Here is a 19,903-nt window from a genome sequence, read left to right on the forward strand (position 1 = left end):
CAAGGGAACAATAGAATCTACAATGAACACAGGAATAAAAAAGATGATGCAATTGAATTTTACACACCTCAGGTGTATGATCGTAATCTTTATTGTTATGCTACAACTATGTAGCACCATGCGCACCTCCGGCCAGGAATATAAAGCCGGACCTGCAGAAAAAGACTATGCCGGTTATTTATTTGCTTATTTTAAGGGAAATGCAGTATCCGATGAAGCACTTTGTTTTGCCATCAGTACAGATGGATATAATTACCGGGCGTTAAATCATAACAAGCCCATTCTGGATTCAAAAATAATCAGTTCTACAGGTGGTATACGGGATCCTCACATTCTTCGCGGTATTGATGGTCAATCCTATTACATGGTTCTCACTGATATGACTTCCTCAAAAGGATGGGATTCAAACCGGGCGATGGTATTAATGAAATCCACAGATCTGATCAACTGGAAACATACTGTTGTTAACATACAAAAACAGTATAAAGGGAATGAGGATCTAAAGCGGGTATGGGCACCACAAACCATTTTTGATCCTGCAAAAGGGAAATACATGGTGTACTGGTCAATGAAGCATGGTGATGGTGCAGATATCATATACTATGCTTACGCCAATGAAGACTTTACCGGCTTTATTGCAGCGCCAGAAGTTTTGTTCAGACCAAATAATGGCAAATCCTGTATTGATGGGGACATCATCAATAAAAACGGATTGTTTTATCTGTTTTATAAAACAGAAGGGCATGGAAATGGAATTAAGCTGGCGATTACAGATTCGTTGACCAGCACGAAATGGATTGAACAACCTGGATACAAGCAGCAAACCAAAGATGCGGTGGAAGGATCGGGAGTGTTCAAGCTTAGCAACACAGAAAAATACATTCTCATGTATGATGTGTATGGAAAAGGTAAATATCAGTTTTGCGAGAGCTACGATCTTGATAAATTTAAAGTCATTGATCATGAGGTAAAAATGGATTTTCATCCCCGTCACGGTTCCATCATTCCATTATCACGCAAGGAATTAATCAACCTGACCAACCAGTGGGGGATTCCGGATGGTATGGAATTTTCATTCAGAAAAAATCCTGTTCTTGAAGGGTATTACGCTGACCCAGATGTATTGTATTCCAATAAAACCAAAAAATACTATATCTATCCCACAAGCGACGGCTTCGATGGATGGGGAGGGGCTTATTTTAAAACTTTCTCTTCATCTGATCTTAAAAGCTGGAATGATGAAGGAGTAATTCTGGACCTTAAAAAAGAGGTGAGTTGGGCGAACCGGAATGCATGGGCGCCTGCCATCACCGAGAAAAAGGTTAAAGGCAAATACAAATATTACTATTACTTTACTGCGGCCCAAAAAATCGGTGTTGCTGTATCCGATCTTCCAACGGGGCCTTTCGTTGATTCGGGTAAACCGCTTATAAGTGCTAAACCAGAAGGTGTTAAACATGGACAGGAAATTGATCCAGCTGTATTTACTGACCCCAAAACCGCAAAAAGTTACATTTATTGGGGAAATGGCTACCTGGCTTCAGCAGAACTTAATGAGGATATGATTTCATTAAAAGAAAATACAGCAAAAACTTTGAAAACGGATAAGACTTTTAGAGAAGGAACTTATGTGTTCTACCGTAAGGGAATATACTATTTTCTTTGGTCGGAAGATGATACGCGAAGTGAAAATTATCGCGTAAGGTACGGTACTTCTTCTTCGCCAAACGGTCCCATCAATATTCCAGAGAACAATCTAATTCTTCAGAAAGATCCATCGAATGGTATTTATGGCACAGGTCATAATTCCGTACTGCAAATGCATGGAAAAGATGAATGGTACGTGATTTACCATCGGTTCAGTTATCCGGATGGCATTAAAATGGGCGATGCAGCAGGATTTCACCGTGAAGTCTGCATGGATCGGATGTATTTCGACGATAAAGGAAATATCTTGCCTATAAAACCCACACTTTAACTTTAACAGAATGAGCAACTTAAAATACTTGGTTCTTACACTTGGCAGCATCCTACTGAATTCTTCACTGCTCCTTGCGCAGCCTGGCTTCGGACAGGCTGAAAAAATTAATTTGGACTGGAGATTTCACCTGGGCGAAACAGATGGGACAATGAAGACAGAAAAAAGCGACAAATCGTGGAGAGATGTACAGCTCCCTCATGACTGGAGTGTGAAACAGAATCTTAATCCCGCTTCTGCGAGTGCCTCAGGGTATCTTCCAGGTGGTATCGGTTGGTACCAGAAAAAATTAAATGTTCGTGATGAAGAAAAAGGCAAGAAATTATACCTTTATTTTGAGGGTGTGTATAACCGCAGTGAAGTGTTTGTAAACGGGCAATCAGTCGGTAAGCGTCCAAACGGTTATATTTCATTCTCATATGATATTACTCCTTTTGTTAAGTATGGGGAAGAAAACCTGATTTCTGTTCGAGTCGATCACAGTAAGGATCCAGATTCGAGATGGTACACAGGCTCTGGCATTTATCGTGATATTTGGCTGGTGAAATCAAACCCGGTTCATCTGGATCAGTGGGGTGTTTATGCTTACCCTGTAGTCGAGGGTGAAAAAGGTACTTTACATGTATCGACAGAGATTAAGAATGATTCAAAGATTGGTGCAGACTTAACCATACTTCACGAGCTCATTGATCAGAATGGGGCCGTGGTTGTTAAAAAATTAGGTAACTCCACCCTTCAGCCGGGGCGCAAAAGACAGGTGAATTCTGTCTTGGTATTAATGAATCCAAAACTTTGGAGCCTGAATTCGCCCACCGGTTATAAACTTCGCACCACAGTCAAACAAGGTAATTTGATTAAAGATCAATCTATTGTGGTCACCGGTTTCCGTACATTTACTTTCCATGCGGATAAAGGTTTTGCATTGAATGGAGAACGGATGAAAGTTAAAGGCGTCTGTTTGCATCATGACGCTGGTGTACTTGGTGCTGAATTTTATCCAGAAGTATGGCGTCGCCGTCTGCTTAATTTGAAATCACTGGGCGTTAATGCCATCCGTACCAGCCATAACCCGCAGGCGTCATCCTTATATTCACTTTGTGATGAACTCGGTTTACTGGTGATGGATGAAGCTTTCGATGAATGGGAATATCCAAAGCGCAAGTGGTTACAAGGGTGGAATGTGGGTACACCGGGTTATCAGGGGACCTCCGATTTCTTTAAGCAATGGGGTGAACAGGATTTGGCAGATATGGTCAAACGCGACCGAAACCACCTTTCCATATTCGCATGGAGTATCGGTAACGAAGTTGATTATCCAAATGATCCATATTCACACCCGGTATTGGCTGGTAATAAGGAAGGTGGATTTACCCAGCCAATTTTTGGAGGCTATAAAAAGGATGCTCCCGACGCTGAGCGCTTGGGAGAGATTGCTATCAAACTGGCATCAATAGTGAAAGCTTATGATAAAAGCCGTCCGGTAACCGCTGGACTTGCTGGCGTTGCGATGTCAAACGAGACGGCATACCCAGGCGCTTTGGATATTGCAGGCTACAATTACACGGAGAGCCGATACCAGTCAGATCATAAAAAGTACCCTAAGCGCATAATCTTTGGCAGTGAGAACCGTCATGATCTTGATGCGTGGAAAGCGGTGCGTGACAATGAACACATTTTTGGGCAGTTTTTATGGACAGGAATCGACTACCTGGGGGAATCAGGAAAATGGCCTTCAAGGGGGTTTTACTCAGGCTTGCTGGATTTCGCAGGCTTCATTAAACCAAGAGGGTACTTCCGTCAATCATTGTGGTCAGATAAACCAATGGCTTATCTGGGCAGCTATCCGCTTAACGGAGGAGGCAAGGCAACTGATGCCTGGTCTTTGCTTGAATCAGAGCAGGGAAACCGGAAAAATGATGTTCCATCTATGGACGCATGGCCGATATGGAACTACCAAAAGGATCAGATGATCAGAGTGGTATGTTATACCAATGCCATACAAGCTCAGCTGCAACTTAATGGGAAAGTAGTTGGCAACATTAAAGCAAAAGATGATAAAACAGGTATCGTTTTTTGGGATATTCCCTACGAACCGGGGAAATTAGAGGTTGTCGGTCTTGATAAAAATGGAACAGAAACCGTTAAGCACCAGCTGACATCAGCTAAGCAGCCTCATGCTATCAAGGTGCATCAAGTACAAAAACTTAAGACTGATGCTAAAAATGGACTCGTTCAGATTAGCCTACAGATAATTGATGAAGATGGTATTCCGGTAGAACTTTCTAATGATGAAATCACTTGTAGTATATCAGGTAAAGCTAAGTTATTGGGTATGGAAGCAGGAAATAATGAAGACATGGAAGATTATACAGATAATAAACAGCATGTATTTCATGGAAAGATGATAGCCTATATTCAGTATGAAGCAAAACTTAAAAAAGATGTTGTGATTCGATTTAGCTCGCCAGCGTTGAAAAAAGCAGAGATAAGGTTATAAATCTTAGAAACTTCTTTTACGACCCTAATTAAATTACCTTTAATGAGTGTATCAGGCATATGCCAACTGCACTTATCAATCTTTAACTGGAATTTTATAATACTGAGCAATAAGGCTTATTAGCCGTTTACTAAAAATTTTATGAAAGTAACCTAATTTCGCCAGATAGATAGTGGTGTTTGGCTATGCCATTAGACGGCATTATCGCATAATAAATAAAATTCGCTCAGATTGGAACATTTACCGGATACGCTATTGCCCGAACAAATTTATTCTTAGCTTGATTTTAACCTTAGTTTTCTAATTGTATGCGGTATTTTTTTGGATAAGGGGTAATGATTTTAATATAATAAAGTCGGATTATTATAAAAATATATCGCTTCCATGCAAAAAAAATCAGTCCACTACTTTATAGATTTGTTCTACAGTCACCCCTAACCAAGTATATCATAACGCATAACATTTTTCCATAAGGTTTTGTCTTTGCGTTTTTTTAAATGTATTAGAAGAAAGAATATTTTTTTCGCGAAAAGAGAACTGGCAAGTTAGTTATAAAGGCAAGTATTGTATCTACAATATTTCAACAGACAAAAAATGTTATCGAAGAGCTGGATCGGCCATAGATAGCTTCTGATAAAGCTAAACTCAGAATGAAACACTTACAAAGGTTAAGGACAGCACATTGCTGGACATAAGTATAAAATTTTAGGTGATGGAGCGAGTATAAAAACTTACACATCATTACAAGGATTAATTTCGAAACCAACCAAATATTTTTAAAGTTAAAACAGATTATGAGTCTAAAACTAAAGTATAGCTGTATAAAACTGCTATTATGCAATAAAGGCGTGGCCGTGACTAAAATAACGGGTCTTATATTACTACTTTCACTAGGTCGTGTATCTGCACGAAATTTACCTCTTAACATATCGATGATCAGTGATATGTCGATGATTAATGCGCCGTTAAATAAATCAGTAAATAATAACTTCATTGCTAAACAAAAGCTTAGTGGTAAAGTGACTGATGAGACCGGAAGTCCTATTCCTGGGGTTTCTGTAAAGATTAGAGGAACAAATGTGGGTACAGTTACTGATAATCAAGGTAGATATTCACTTGATACAAACATTAGCGAGGGTACTTTGGAATTTAGTTTTATCGGGTACGATACTCAAACCGTAAAATTAGGTGGTAATGCTGAAATCAATATTCGCCTGAAGTCTTCCCAGTCAGCACTGGAGGATGTTGTGGTCATTGGTTATGGAAGTGCGAGAAAGAGCGATCTTACTGGTGCGGTAGGTAGTGTAAAGGCCAAAGATTTTAATAAAGGTATCACCACCTCTCCGGAACAATTAATACAAGGCAAACTGGCTGGTGTACAAATAGGATCTAATAATGGTGCCCCTGCCGCGGAAATGACAGTAAGAATTAGAGGAGCAAATTCTCTTAGAGCTGGTAATCAGCCACTTTTTGTTGTTGATGGAATTCCGCTTGATGGGAGAAATACTCAACCATCTGCCAATGCATCAACTTTAGGTTCAACAGCTGGTAGCAATCCTTTGAGTTTTATTAACTCCAATGATATTGAATCAATCGATGTGTTAAAGGATGCATCCGCCACTGCGATTTATGGCTCCAGAGGAGCAAATGGTGTGGTCATTATCACAACAAAAAAAGGAAAATCAGGTGCAGCAGAATTGCAAATCTCCAGTTCTGTAGGAATCGCGAACCTCATGCGGTCCAATGTTCAGATGAACAGTGATGAATTCACACAAGCATTGACCAATAGGAATCTAATGCAGTTTAACGGCAAAAATGCTACAGATGCACTGGATGCAATTACCAGAACCGCTATCAGCCAAAATCACAACATAGCTATCTCAAGTGGAAACGAAAAAGGCAATTACAGGATTTCTCTAGGATACACTGACCAGCAAGGTATTGTTCGTAAATCAGACTTTAAAAAATATGTAGCCAATATCTCTGGTGGCCACAGCTTTCTCAAAAATGACCGCATACGTCTGGATTTCAATATCATTGCCGCAAAAACTAAAAATGTTGGGGTTCCTATTGGTAACAACAGTAATCTTTACGGTAGTCTCATTGGCAATGCCCTGGAATGGAACCCAACCGTCCCGTTAAAATATCCAGATGGAAGATTTGTACAACAAAATTACACCGATGGAACTACTACTATCCCAGGATTTGGGACTAACCCATTGGCTCTGATCGAATATTATAACGACAAATCGGAAGTAACAAATGTTTTAGCGAACGTATCTCCAAGCATCAAGATTATTGATGGATTGGTGTATAAATTAACTTTGGGCTTAAATAATGTTGTTGGTAACCGTACTACTGATATTTCAGGAAATCTTTTCCTGAATAATATCACAAACATAGGTTATGCAGGTGTAGCTAACAATCAGCTAAATACTACAACGGTAACCAATACGCTGAACTATACAAAACAACTATCCACTAATTTAAATTTGAATGCCTTATTGGGATATGAGTTTATCGACTTCAAAAGATCATCTTATGGTGTATCAGGGACAGGGTTTACTAGCTTTGATGTACTCGGAAGTAGTATTCTCCAAAATCCTGCTCGTGGCAATATTGGAACATCATCATTTGTAGATCCTACAAACCAATTACAGTCCTATTTCTCAAGGATTAATTTGAATTATGATGGACGATACTTACTAACCGCAACAATGAGGGCAGACGGTTCCACGAAATTTGGTTCAAATAACAAATATGGATACTTTCCATCCCTTGCCGCTGCCTGGGTGTTGACAGAGGAAGGGTTTTTGCCAGAAAAATTAAGTAGCTTAAAATTGAGATTGGGTTATGGTAAAACAGGTAATCAGGAATTTCCAGCTGGTTCAGCTCAAGACCGATATTCTTTTGGTTTGCAAAGTATTTCCCAGGCCAATTATGGCAACCCAAACCTAAAATGGGAAACAACAGACAGCTACAATGCAGGAATAGATTTCGGCCTTTTCAACAATCGCATTACCGGTACGGTAGAATATTTTAACAAACAAACCAAAGATTTACTTTTTCAGCTTGCTTTGGTACAGCCTGGTCCCGCAGTAAATTACTTTAGCAATTTGCCAGCAGTGCTTAAAAATTATGGAATGGAAGCGGCATTGAATTTTGTTTTATTTGAAAAAACAGATTTTAGATGGAATCTTGGCTTAAATGCAACTTTTCAAAAAAATCTTTTTACCAATTATACAGGTCCCGTGGTCCTTACTGGTAATATCAACGGCAGCGGTCTGGCCAGTGGAATACCTGCTCAGCAGATTGCAAATGATCAACCGCTTTTCGTATATAACATGGTCCGGTATCTGGGTTTAGACGGCAATGGCGTGGCACAATACAGTACCGATAAACAATATGTTGGAGATCCCAATCCGAAAACGTTAGTAGGTGCATCTACTTCATTGTCCTATAAAAAATTCTCTTTCGAGATGTCATGGAACGGTTCTTTTGGTCAAAAGATTTACAATAATACAAGAATGGTAAACCTTGCTCCAAGCGGCTTGGCTATTGGCCGAAATACAACAGCAGAAATCGGACTAGGTAATGAGCGCCTGACAAATGCAAATATTGTATCTACCCGTTTTCTCGAAAACGGAAATTTTATCAGGCTTAACAACGCAACATTAAATTATGATCTGGGAAGCATCGGAGAATTTAAAACAGCCAGAGTTTTTCTAACAGGACAAAATTTACTGTTGATAACGAACTATTCCGGATTCGATCCCGAAGTGAGTACTGATAAATCAGTGGGTGGGGTTCCTTCGTTCGGTATTGATTATGGAGCATACCCATCGGCAAGATCATTCTTAATCGGATTTAATTTAAGCTTTTAATTTGGAAATCATGAAATCAACTCAACTAAAACATAATATCGTAACCCTTATCTTCGCCTCAATATTCCTAGTATCATCTTGTAAAAAACTAGATGAAAATTTAAGTTCAGAACTAAACCGCGAACAGGCAAAAGCATTGGCCAGTAAAACAACCACTTTTGCTTCATTATTACAAACTGTTTATCTGGATATGACGGTGCCTTATACAGACTATTCTCATCATTTTGGTCTTCAGGAAGCAACTACAGATGAACTTGTTGTGCCTTCACGTCCTAGTGGATGGGATGATGATGGCGTTTGGAGGAAATTATATCTTCACAGCTGGGATGCCACCCATCCTTACTTATTGGCAACATATAATTCATTAAACAAATGTGTATATGATTCAGGGAATATTCTAACTTTCAGCCCCCCTGCAGATGTTGCTGCACAGGCTAGGTTTTTAAGGGCGTACAGCATGTACAGCATCTTGGATTTGTTTGGTAAATTTCCATATCGAGAACCAGGTTCAGACTTGATTCTGTTACCAAAAGTTTACGCTGGTGTAGAAGGTATAAATTTCATCATCGCTGAAATAGAAGCTTCATTACCAGATTTACCCGCGACTGGCGCGGCATATGTTCCAACAAAACAAGCAGCATATGGATTTTTAGCAAGGCTGTATCTTAATAAAGGTGTTTACCCTGATCGGGCACGACCAACATTTGATAAAGTCAATATGGATAAGGTTATTGCAAATGCTGATAACATCGTTGGTAAGTCAATAGATTTTTACTGGAATAATTTTCAGCCATCCAACGGAGAATTATCCAAAGAGCAGATATTTACACTTCAGGGTATTGGAGGCAGTCGAGGTCTACTCACTCAATACTGGTGGTATGCCTCATTAATCGGATCGATGACTTTGCCTCAGGGCGGAGGATGGAATGGCTTTGCGACAACCCCGGATTTTTATGCTTCATTCTCTGATGGTGATATCAGGAAGAGTTATGTTGATCCTGTCGTAAAAACCAAAGGTGGTTTTAATGTTGGCTTTTTAGTAGGACAACAGTTTGGGCCAAATGGAGCACCTCTTGCAAATACCATCATCACACCAAATCTCACTACATTGCAGGGGGAGGGTCTCTATTCGGGCGTTCGCGTGATTAAGTATGTTCCCGATTATACCAATGTCGGTAATCCCGATAATGATTTTATGTTCATCAGGTATGCTGATGTTCAGCTCATGAAAGCTGAGGCATTGTTTAGAAATGGAAATGTCAGTGCCGCTTTAACAATAGTAAACCTAATCAGATCATCAAGATCTGCTACCCCAGGTTCTTTGGCGCCACTTAGTACGCTCACGTTGGATGACTTGCTTGCAGAGCGAGGACGTGAACTGTATTGGGAAGGTACAAGAAGACCTGATTTGATCAGATTTGGAAAATTTTTGAATGCGCGCTTACTCAAACCCGCATCATCAGAGAAATATTTGTTATTTGCCATTCCTCAGACCGCGCTTTTGGCAAACGCAAACCTAACCCAAAATCCAGGCTACTAAATGGTATTAAATAAGTAGATCAAATGAAAATTCTTCTTATTTATTTTTAAAGCACTATAAATATAATTCCGATAAGAACTTAAAAAACATGCCAACTAAATTTTTATTGATACTGATCAGTTTATCCTTGACTTTGAAATCTGTTAATGCGCAAGTTGTACCAGCGAAAGGTATAACTAAAAAAATATTTCAGGGTAAAAAGGAACCTTCAGGTGTGGTGTTCACTAAAGGTACTGAAAAATTAAGAGTAACTTTTATAAACCCTCAATTGGTGCGTATTCAATACGTACCTCTAAATGATTTCAATGGTAATGAAACCGATATTTGTATTCCCCGCAGAGAAAATCAAGTCGCTTTTACTTTCAAGCAGAGCGCATATGATTATATTCTGAGTTCAAAAAGCTTAAATGTAAAGATCAATAAATCAACCGGATCGATAACCTATCTCCAAAATAACGGGAAAGTAATCCTGGAGGAAGCTCTAAAAAACCCTCGATCTGCTGAAAAAATTGATATTGAAAAGGTTGGCTTCGATGATAGTAAAAACGAAGTAGAAAAAACAGCCAATGGAGATTTAGTCATTGCTCAGATTGGTTCAAAAGCAATAGTTGGACAGGCATGGAAAATGATATCCCGATTTCAATGGCAAAAAGGGGAAGCGCTCTATGGACTCGGGTCTCATGAGGAAGGGGATATGAACCTTCGTGGCAAAATTCAATACCTGTATCAGCATAACCTAAAAAAAAGTGTTCCGGTATTGATGAGCTCATCGGGTTATGGACTGCTTTTTGACGTGGGGTCCACAATGGTTTTTTCCGACCAAGCGGCTGATAATCGTATTCAGCTCGATGCGGTAAATCAACTTGATTATTATTTTATGTATGGACCTGAATTAGATCAGGTTGTGAGACATTATCGTGGACTTACAGGCAAAGTTCCACTCTCACCAAAATATGCATTTGGGTATATCCAGTCAAAGGAAAGATATACCAATTCCAATGAGATTGATAGCGTAGTTACGCGATTCCGCTCCAGTAAAATTCCACTTGATGTAATCGTTCAGGACTGGAACTATTGGGCCAACGGTCTATGGGGACATAAAAAGTTCGACACAAAATTTTATCCGGATCCCAAGTTGATGATCCAAAAGATTCACGATAAACACGTTAGGTTCATGCTCTCGATTTGGCCCAACGTAGCAGGAAACGAGACCGTAGAAATGGGTGCGAAAAATTATGTACTTGGCAGATCTGTTTATGATGCCTTCAATACTTCGGCCCGGAAAATGTATTGGAGCAATTATGTTAACAAAAACCTGTTTTCGAATGGAGTTGATGCCTGGTGGTGTGATTCATCGGAACCAGTGGACGGCGATTGGAATGATAAAGCCAATAATATTGCTCAGGATCCGAAAGCCAGATATAATCTTAATGCTAATGGTTTAAATCAACTGCTTGGACCCTTACGGGCTAATCTATATTCGCTCAATCACGCAAAAGGTATTTATGATAACCAGCGTCTGGCGACAGACCAGAAAAGAGTTTTAAACCTGACCCGATCTGGCTTTGCCGGTATTCATCGTTACGGAACATTTATTTGGAATGGAGATACCAAAGCAACCTGGGCTGATTTTGCCAAATGGATTCCATCCGGTTTGAATTACATGGCGACAGGCAATCCTTATTGGACCATTGATGCCGGTGCATTTTTTGTAAAATCAAAATCGCAATGGTTTTGGAAAGGAGATTTTGATACAGGAACTTTAGATCCTGGGTATCGTGAATTTTATGTAAGAACCCTACAATTTGCCACCTGGTTGCCAATGATGAGAAGCCATGGTACTGACTTCGCCAGAGAACCCTGGAAATTTGGCGATGTCAATGATCCATTTTACAAGAGTATTATTGGTCAGATCAATCTAAGATACCAACTGCTGCCATATATTTATTCGGTCGCCGCCATGGTTTCAAACGAAAGTTATACCATGACTCGCCCCCTTATTTTTGATTTTAGAAAGGATGTCTCCGTATATGACATAAAGGATCAGTTTATGTTCGGCCCTTCGTTTATGGTGTGTCCTGTAACTTCTCCGATGTACTTTGCACCAGGTAATAAACAAGTTGACAGTGTAAAAACAAGAAATGTTTATTTGCCAAAAGACAGAAATTGGTATGACTTTTACACGGGTAAAATCTACAAAGGCGGACAAACAATTACCGCAAGCGCAACAATTGATAAAATCCCGGTATTTGTAAGGGAGGGATCTATTGTTCCATTCGGTGCCGCACAACAGTATACCTCCGAACTCCCTTCTGCACCAATTGAAATCAGGATATATCCTGGTAAAGATGCATCATTTACCATTTATCAGGACGAAGGAGACAATTACAATTATGAAAAGGGAAAGTTTTCAACCGTGACATTGAATTGGGCAGAAAGAACAAAAACTTTCACTATCGGAGCAAGGAAAGGAAGTTTTCCTAATATGGTCCGCAATCAGGTATTTAATGTGACCATCGTTAGAAAGGGCGAAAAAGGTAAAACTTTAATTCATTCTTCTTCCAGAAAAAATATCACTTATTCAGGTCAACGTGTAAGCGTTAATATGTAAGAGAAATAATGGACTCGTGCTTTTAAATTTCGAAAATTATAAGTGGACATCCACTATTTCAAGAAGAATTCTTTTCTAGCGACTTTTGGTGGCTGATGTATCTGGACTAAAACATATGATGACAAATTTACCATCCTTTTCCATAAAAGTTTAGACCAATTAGAGCGAATGAAATTGAATAAATAAGATCGTGGCGGAAGCTAACTTAATGATCAGCTCTTGAAAATTGGAAACTTTTCTGTATTGATGCATTTCTTTACATAGTCTGTTCATCGCATTATAAACATGGGTATGAACCGTTCGGACTGATATATTAAGTATTTCAGCAACTTCAGCGGACTTTAATCCTTCCTCTTTTACCAGTTTAAAGGCAAGCTTGGTTTGTAGCGGAAGACCATCAATAGCAACATCCAGCTTCATCCGGAGTTCTTTTTTTCCAGATCCAGATCTGGTCGATAAACACTGGATAGCTCCCCCTGAACATCGTCAATGTTTACAACACGCATCTGTGCTGATTTTTTCCAATGATTGATGGCTTTATTTTTAATCAGGGTGAGCAAATACACTTCGGGTTTGTTAATATGGTTTAATGCGGCCCTGTTAACCCAGCACTGCACAAACACATCAGATACAATCTCTTCGGCTTCTTCACGACTAGCTCCATACTGCGTGCAAAAACGGATAAATCTACGTTGAGTCAAATGAAAAAGCCGCTCAAAAGCTTTCGCATCATTTCTGTACCGGATCTCATCCCAGCACGCAAGAATATTTTCCTGTTTCTCCGCCATTATTTAACTCATCATTGGAATTCTCAAGAAGATCCCCACGTTCCGGCAAGATCGTAGTGGGTTGATATCTGGTTATAATTTTCTCTAATGTATGCATTTTTTATTACAATGATCACTCTCTTGCATGCTATGATAAATTTAAGCTGCACATCACTTTATATCCCCACTAGAAATTGAGCGCTAAAGAAAAAGATAAAAAAAATTAGAAAGTGTATACGTAAATCGGGTTTGAAAATTGTCTATACCATAATCCATTCTAACCAAATTATGACCAGCGAAGAATTTGTCCGTTTGATCACTGCAGAATTTCTTGAGGAAATTTCTCAGGCTGATAGGGAAAAACTAGATAGTTTACTTTCTCAGGACCCACAACTTTTGCAGGAGTATCATTCAATAAGGAATTACTTGCTTTCAGCTCAGATAGAAGAACAGGAGAATATTGCTTTATACAGAAAAGTACAGTCTAAGATCGCCACCATTGAGCGGGGCTACCAGATGGAGAAAAAAAGAAAATTCAACTGGCTTCTGCGAATTGCAGCTTTGATTCTAATAACACTAGGAACCTCTTATTTTCTCTGGAATGAATACCGTCCTGTTGTTGCCAGTAATCCTTTGGTATTCAGTACAGCAAAAGGGATCAAAAAATCACTGCTCCTGAGCGACGGAACCCGTGTAATTCTTAATGTGGACAGCAAGATAAAACTAGCCAATACATTTGGTCCAAATCATAGAGAAATTTATCTTTCTGGAGAGGGTTATTTTAATGTACATCATGACAGCGACCATCCATTTATCATTCATACAGATAAAGCTGATATAAAGGTTCTCGGTACGGTTTTCAATCTGAAAGCCTATCCAAGGGACAAGATGAGTGAGACAACGTTGATCACAGGAAAGGTTCAGGTTACACTTCCTGACAGGCCAAATGACGTGATCACCCTTAAACCTTCAGAAAAGCTTATCGTTCGATATCAAGATCGGGTTTCTGGTAAAGTTCAGAAGAGTTATTCGTCTCTTCCTGAACTCACTTACCTAAATAAGGAAGATACTGCTGTGGTAGAAGCCCTCTGGAGATACCATACGATTGTATTCAGGGGAAAGACTTTTGGTGATCTATCAAAAGAAATGGAGCGCGTGTATGACGTTAGCTTTGAGTTTCGAAGTGCAAAGACAAGAGATGCAAGTTTCTCGGGTACCTTTGACCAAACCGAGATTCGGGATGTACTTGATGCATTAGCGCTGATTGAACCCTTTTCGTATTCAATCGACAACAAAAAAATCACCATATACTAATCAAATAATTAACCTTTAATAGCCAAATATGAACCAGCAATAGTGAACCAAAAAAAACGGGGATAAATATATCCCCGAATGTACCAAAGACGATTAATTAAGATAGGCTACTGTCCAAGGGAGCCTGATTTCTTTCACCTTTAACAAAGTAAAGTTATGAATTTTTTTACGCACTACACGTGTGTTAGGCAATCCTATTGCCTAAATAAATTACTATTGATTATGAAATTGACCCTCCTGCTGATTGTGGCGTTTAATTTTCAGTTGTTTGCAACCGGATATGCACAGTCCAGAGTAAGCCTTGATCTGAAGTCAGTAGATTTCAAAAGAGTGGCCTCAGAAGTTGAGAAAAAAACCAAATACAGGTTTCTATTTGGGGAATTTAAAATTCCTACCAAAAGATTTGAAGTAGTCAATGCGCAAAATGAAGAAGTTTTGAGTTTGGTTACCAGACTTCTGGAAGGTACTTCATTTACATATAGACATCTGGAAAATGATTTGATTGTCATTGTTCCAAAGGTTACGGAAAACCTCAGAGCGCTGATCACAGGAAAAGTGCTCGATGAAACCGGTCAACCCATGATCGGAGTCACTATTAAAATCAAAGGTGTGGAAAAGGGGGGAAGCATTACGGATGCCAATGGGGCTTTCCGAATCGATGCACCTGGTAATGCGGTGTTGACCATCGCTTATATCGGTTATATCACTCAAGAGATTGTAGTGGGTGGTGAGGAAACGCTGACTATTCGTTTGAAGCCATCTGCGGGCAATTTGACAGATGTAGTCGTTGTGGGTTATGGCACGCAGCGAAAATCTGATGTTACCGGGGCAATTTCTTCTGTCAATTCCAGCGTAATTACCAGGGCAGCAACAACCGATGCAACTGGGGCACTACAGGGACAGACACCAGGGGCGGTCGTGGTCAAAAATGTCGGAAAACCCGGGTCCGGATACAGTGTGAGTATAAGGGGAACAAGTTCCTTCACAGGAGCCAATTCTCCCCTTTTGGTTATTGATGGCATACCCACAACTTCAGGGCTGAATGATATTAATCCTGCTGATATTGAAAAAATGGATGTATTAAAAGATGCCTCGGCGACGGCAATCTATGGCTCCCGCGGTGCAAAAGGGGTCGTCATCATCACCACGAAAAGAGGCAAGGCAGGTAAAACCACGATTACCTATGATGGCTATCTGGGTAGTCGTAGACCTAATAATCTGCCTGAATTTTTTGACGCGACTGAGTATCGTACTTTTCTGGAAGAACAATATTTAAGGGGCAGAGGAGCAACGGCCACCGTTTTGAATGCGCTTCCATCATACGCCAGTTCCAACACATTTACAGACTGGCCGGGTTTAGTGCAGCAAAATGGTTTGCAGATGAACCATAACCTTGCGGTGAGTGGGGGGGATGATAAAACGCGTTTTTCTTTTGGTGCAGGGTTACTCAGGGAAGAAGGAAATGTTTCTCCGGAAGATTTTAAACGATATTCTTTCAGGGGAAGCATCGACCGGACCATCAACAATACCTTCAAGGCAGGAATTAGCTTTTACGCCAACCAAAACCTTCAAAATTTGGGCAGCTCGGAGGCTTTGCGTTCTGCATATCGTCTACCGGCGACTATTTCACCTAATGATGCAGCGGGAAATCCAGTATTTAGGGTTTTGGGTGCCGATGGTGTCACAAACCCACTCTTTGATCAGTTAAATGACCTTCGGGAAAATCGCAACTACCGGATGTTCGGAAATTTGTATCTACAGGTTGATCCTTTAAAATATATTTCTTTTAGGACCAGTTTGTCTCCTAATTTTTACCGATCAAGAAACGGGACGTTTTTTGATATTGAATCCAAAGAAGGTGCTGGAAACGGAAGCTATCGCGCCGGAACCTATACAACAGGTGAACAGCTTACTTTGGTATGGACCAATCAGCTTACCTATGAGCGGACTTTTAATAATGTGCACAAAATAACAGCAACCGCAGTAAGCAGTGTTCAGAATGATCGCTCAGAGACTGGCTCAATATCAGCATACAACCTTCCGTTTCGATCTTTATGGTATAACTTAGGTTCTGCAACCAATACCGATCCAAATGGAACTTTCAGGGGGCCAACGGTAACCTCGAATTATGTTAGATTCAATCTTGTTTCAAACGTTGCAAGAGTGAACTATTCGTTCAGGGATAAATATTTATTAACGGTTTCCGGAACAGCAGACGGGTCATCCAGATTATCCGAAGGCAATAAATGGGGTTTTTTTCCATCTGCCTCATTAGCATGGAGAGCGTCGGAAGAGACATTTATCAAGAATATCTCTGCCATCAGCAACTTGAAATTCCGTCTGAGTTACGGAAAATCCGGTAATGATAGGGTTAATCCATATGATACACAGGCCACCCTGGGATCCAGTAGCTATTACTTTGGAAGTATTTTAGCATTAGGTTACTCACCAAATCGTCTGGCCAATCAAAATCTTACCTGGGAAACCACTAAAGAGATCAACTTTGGTATAGATTTTGGATTTTTCAATAACCGGATCTCCGGAAGCGTTGATATGTATGACCGTAAAATAGACAATATTATCGGTAACCGTCCGCTTCCACCACCTGCTGGTTTTTCGTCAGTACTGGATAATCTAGGCAAATTACGAAATAGGGGACTCGAAGTTGGGCTGAATACCATCAACTTAAAGCTGGGCAAATTTACCTGGATGTCTGATTTTGTTCTGGACATCAATTCCAATAAAGTGCTGGAAACGGCAAATGGGCAGAAAGATGATTTGGGTAGCCTGCTCTTCATCGGACATCCCGTGCTGGTGAATTATGATTATGAATTTGAGGGAATATGGCAGACAAATGAGGCTGCACTGGCTGCAAGTTATGGTCAGCGTCCCGGTCAGGTTCGAGTTAAAGATCGTGACGGAAACGGGGTAATCAATACCAACGACAGGCAGATTATTGGTAAGCGCATTCCAAGTTGGACGGGCTCATTTGGAAATACATTCAAATATGGTAATCTGGACCTATATGTTTTACTTTACACCCGTCAGGGGGAACAGTTCAATAGCAGTTTTGATGGGGGTTTCAAAAATTACAATCAAGTGTATAATCAGTTGAAAGTTGATTACTGGACAGCAACCAACCCTTCACAGACAAATTTTCAACCCGGGAATCCAGGGCCTTTTGTAAATGCAATTTACTATCAGAAAACTAATTTTCTCCGCGTGAACAATATCACCCTTGGCTACACCTTTCCTAAAAAGTTAGTGGAAAAGGTTCGCTTAAGCAGTGTCCGGATCTATGCTACGGCGAACAACCCACTGCTGTTCACGGATTATCAGGGATTTGATCCTGAGTGGGCTTCTCAGAACACATACGGTACAGCGATTAGTACATCAACATATTTATTCGGATTGAATATCGGTATTTAAACATTGACTCATTATTATGAAAAAGATATTTTATTTATTGATCACACTTCTGGTGATCAGTACTACCTCATGTAAAAAATACCTTCAGGAAGAAAACCTGAGCGGTATCACCGCTCAAAACTATTATAAGGACGCAAAAGGTTTCGAATCATTGGTTAATGCTTGTTATGCATCTTTGAAACCAATCTATAGTACAAATCCTGCGCTATTTGAATGGGGAACAGATTTAATTACCCGTGGGGAAAGCGAGCTGGTCAGCGGTGTTTCCAATGAGCCTCCAGCAATTCAGATTAATGAGTATAGGGCGCTTACCGCTGACAACTCCTACATCAGCAACTTCTTTACCCGCTCCTACAGTGGTATTCAGATCTGTAATACCGCAATAAACACTGCCGGAAGCATTCCGGATCTGACGCAGGCTCAGAAAGATCGCAGGATAGCGGAAGTGAAATTTATTCGCGCCTATTTTTACTATCTTCTGGTGGAAAATTTTGGCGCCATACCCTTGGTCCAAGAGCAGTTCACTGCTCCGGTTACACGCTTTGAACCAAGTACAGAGCAGCAGATATATGAGTTCATGATTTCTGAAATCAATGCCGCGCTTCCCAACCTATCCGTAAATCCGACCCAGGTAGAAACTGGCCGGGTAACGCAGGCTGCCGCAAAGCACTTTCTTTCTTTATTGCACCTGACCAGGGGGTATAAGACATTTGCAGTAAGCACAGACTTTGAAAAATCAGCCCTGTTGGCTGAAGAAGTGATCGCAAATACATCCTATGCCCTACAGCCAACATTTGCCGAAGTTTTTAGAACGGGCAATGAACGCAACCGTGAGATTGTTTTTGCTGTTCAGTATGAGCCACTACCAGGCGGAGCCGGAAATGGGCAAAATATTCTTTTTGGCTGGAGATTATGGCGTGAAAAAGGCTTTGATGAAACTTCATCGCTAAAAGACTATAATCGCCGTAGCTCTGAATTCATGCCTACACAATTTTTATATACGTTATTCAATACTACTGCAGATGCCCGTTATGATGTAACCTTTTTGAGCCGTTTTTTTGCGACCAAAGCAGACGTATTAGGAACCACTGCCGTTAAAGTCGGCGATTTAAGATTCTTCTTTCCCTATCCCGATCAGCTATTCAGTGCTGCGGATGAAGCAGCGCTAAAAGTGGCTAACCCAAATGTGCAGGTAATCAGGTTTGACCAATGGAAACAGGCATTTGCTGGCATTGGTGGAGCAGAGAAATTTCCGATGATTAATAAATTCTATGATCCCACTGCCGCCCTTCCGGGAAGTAGTAGTGAAAACCTATACACCGGTTCAAAAGACGTCTTTCTGTTTCGTTTAGCCGAAACCTATCTGATTGCTGCAGAGGCTTATTTTAAAAGCGGTCAGCTGAGCAAGTCGGCAGATAAGCTCAACGCAGTCAGACAGCGCGCAGCAAAATCAGGTCAATCACTGTCCATTACGGCAGCTGAGGTTAACATCGATTTTATTCTGGACGAGCGTGCTCGCGAGCTGGCCGGTGAATACAAAAGATGGTTTGACTTAAAACGTACCCGTAGACTGGAACGTGCATTTAGCCAGAATATTCTGACCAAGAATGCCAATCCCGCTGGCGTTTTGGATAAATACTATCTCCGCCCGATTCCCCAGATATTTATTGACCGGAACACAGGTGGCTATCCACAGAATAATGGATATTGAGAAATTTAATTTTTTAAAAAATATAATCGGCGCTATACGTGCAATCCATACAGTCTTGACTTTGTGACGCCTCAAGAAGTCCATGCGTTGGTTGATGCAATTTAGCATTCACTGACGCACCGGGCTTCAACGCTGCTTTTTTCTACTTGCTGATCGCTTATAAAAGATACTT

Annotated in this window: 10 protein-coding genes; 8 read left to right on the forward strand and 2 right to left on the reverse strand. The window is 40.4% G+C overall.

The features are described from left to right. Nucleotides 1-97 precede the first annotated feature (97 nt). The 5 genes from ACZZZC_RS09625 (at nt 98) to ACZZZC_RS09645 (ending at nt 12,510) form a co-directional block, all read left to right on the forward strand. Nucleotides 98-1,978, forward strand: a complete 1,881-nt coding sequence (locus tag ACZZZC_RS09625; RefSeq protein WP_463487070.1) for a family 43 glycosylhydrolase — start codon at nt 98-100, stop codon at nt 1,976-1,978. Nucleotides 1,979-1,988: 10 nt separating this feature from the next. After that, a complete protein-coding gene (locus tag ACZZZC_RS09630; RefSeq protein WP_463487071.1) occupies nt 1,989-4,475 on the forward strand; it encodes a sugar-binding domain-containing protein in 2,487 nt (828 codons plus the stop codon). 932 nt (nt 4,476-5,407) lie between these two features. Next, complete coding sequence (locus tag ACZZZC_RS09635; RefSeq protein WP_463487072.1) at nt 5,408-8,359, forward strand: SusC/RagA family TonB-linked outer membrane protein; 2,952 nt, start codon at nt 5,408-5,410, stop codon at nt 8,357-8,359. A 10-nt stretch (nt 8,360-8,369) separates the two neighbouring features. Continuing rightward, nucleotides 8,370-9,899 (forward strand): RagB/SusD family nutrient uptake outer membrane protein, encoded by a 1,530-nt coding sequence (locus ACZZZC_RS09640; RefSeq protein ID WP_463487073.1) that lies wholly within the window; start codon nt 8,370-8,372, stop codon nt 9,897-9,899. Nucleotides 9,900-9,987: 88 nt separating this feature from the next. Next, nucleotides 9,988-12,510, forward strand: coding sequence for a glycoside hydrolase family 31 protein (locus ACZZZC_RS09645; RefSeq protein ID WP_463487074.1), 2,523 nt, complete (start codon nt 9,988-9,990; stop codon nt 12,508-12,510). Between the two features lie 159 nt (nt 12,511-12,669). Here ACZZZC_RS09645 and ACZZZC_RS09650 read toward each other — a convergent pair whose 3' ends face one another. Both ACZZZC_RS09650 and ACZZZC_RS09655 read right to left on the reverse strand, forming a co-directional pair. Then, nucleotides 12,670-12,930, reverse strand: coding sequence for a sigma factor-like helix-turn-helix DNA-binding protein (locus ACZZZC_RS09650; protein ID WP_463487075.1), 261 nt, complete (start codon nt 12,928-12,930; stop codon nt 12,670-12,672). Further along, on the reverse strand, nt 12,927-13,298 hold the full coding sequence (locus ACZZZC_RS09655) for a sigma factor (protein WP_463487076.1): 372 nt from the start codon (nt 13,296-13,298) through the stop codon (nt 12,927-12,929). Before ACZZZC_RS09655 ends, ACZZZC_RS09650 begins: the two co-directional genes overlap by 4 nt. 267 nt (nt 13,299-13,565) lie before the next feature. Here ACZZZC_RS09655 and ACZZZC_RS09660 point away from each other — a divergent pair, with 267 nt between their 5' ends. The 3 genes from ACZZZC_RS09660 (at nt 13,566) to ACZZZC_RS09670 (ending at nt 19,731) form a co-directional block, all read left to right on the forward strand. Next, on the forward strand, nt 13,566-14,591 hold the full coding sequence (locus ACZZZC_RS09660) for a FecR family protein (protein ID WP_463487077.1): 1,026 nt from the start codon (nt 13,566-13,568) through the stop codon (nt 14,589-14,591). Between the two features lie 222 nt (nt 14,592-14,813). Then, the gene (locus ACZZZC_RS09665; RefSeq protein WP_463487078.1) at nt 14,814-18,020 is read left to right on the forward strand and encodes a SusC/RagA family TonB-linked outer membrane protein; all 3,207 of its coding nucleotides are present in this window, start codon (nt 14,814-14,816) and stop codon (nt 18,018-18,020) included. Nucleotides 18,021-18,036: 16 nt separating this feature from the next. After that, a complete protein-coding gene (locus ACZZZC_RS09670) occupies nt 18,037-19,731 on the forward strand; it encodes a RagB/SusD family nutrient uptake outer membrane protein (RefSeq protein WP_463487079.1) in 1,695 nt (564 codons plus the stop codon). The last annotated feature ends 172 nt before the right edge of the window (nt 19,732-19,903 follow it).

It is taken from the genome of Pedobacter sp. AC212 (genome assembly GCF_979258625.1).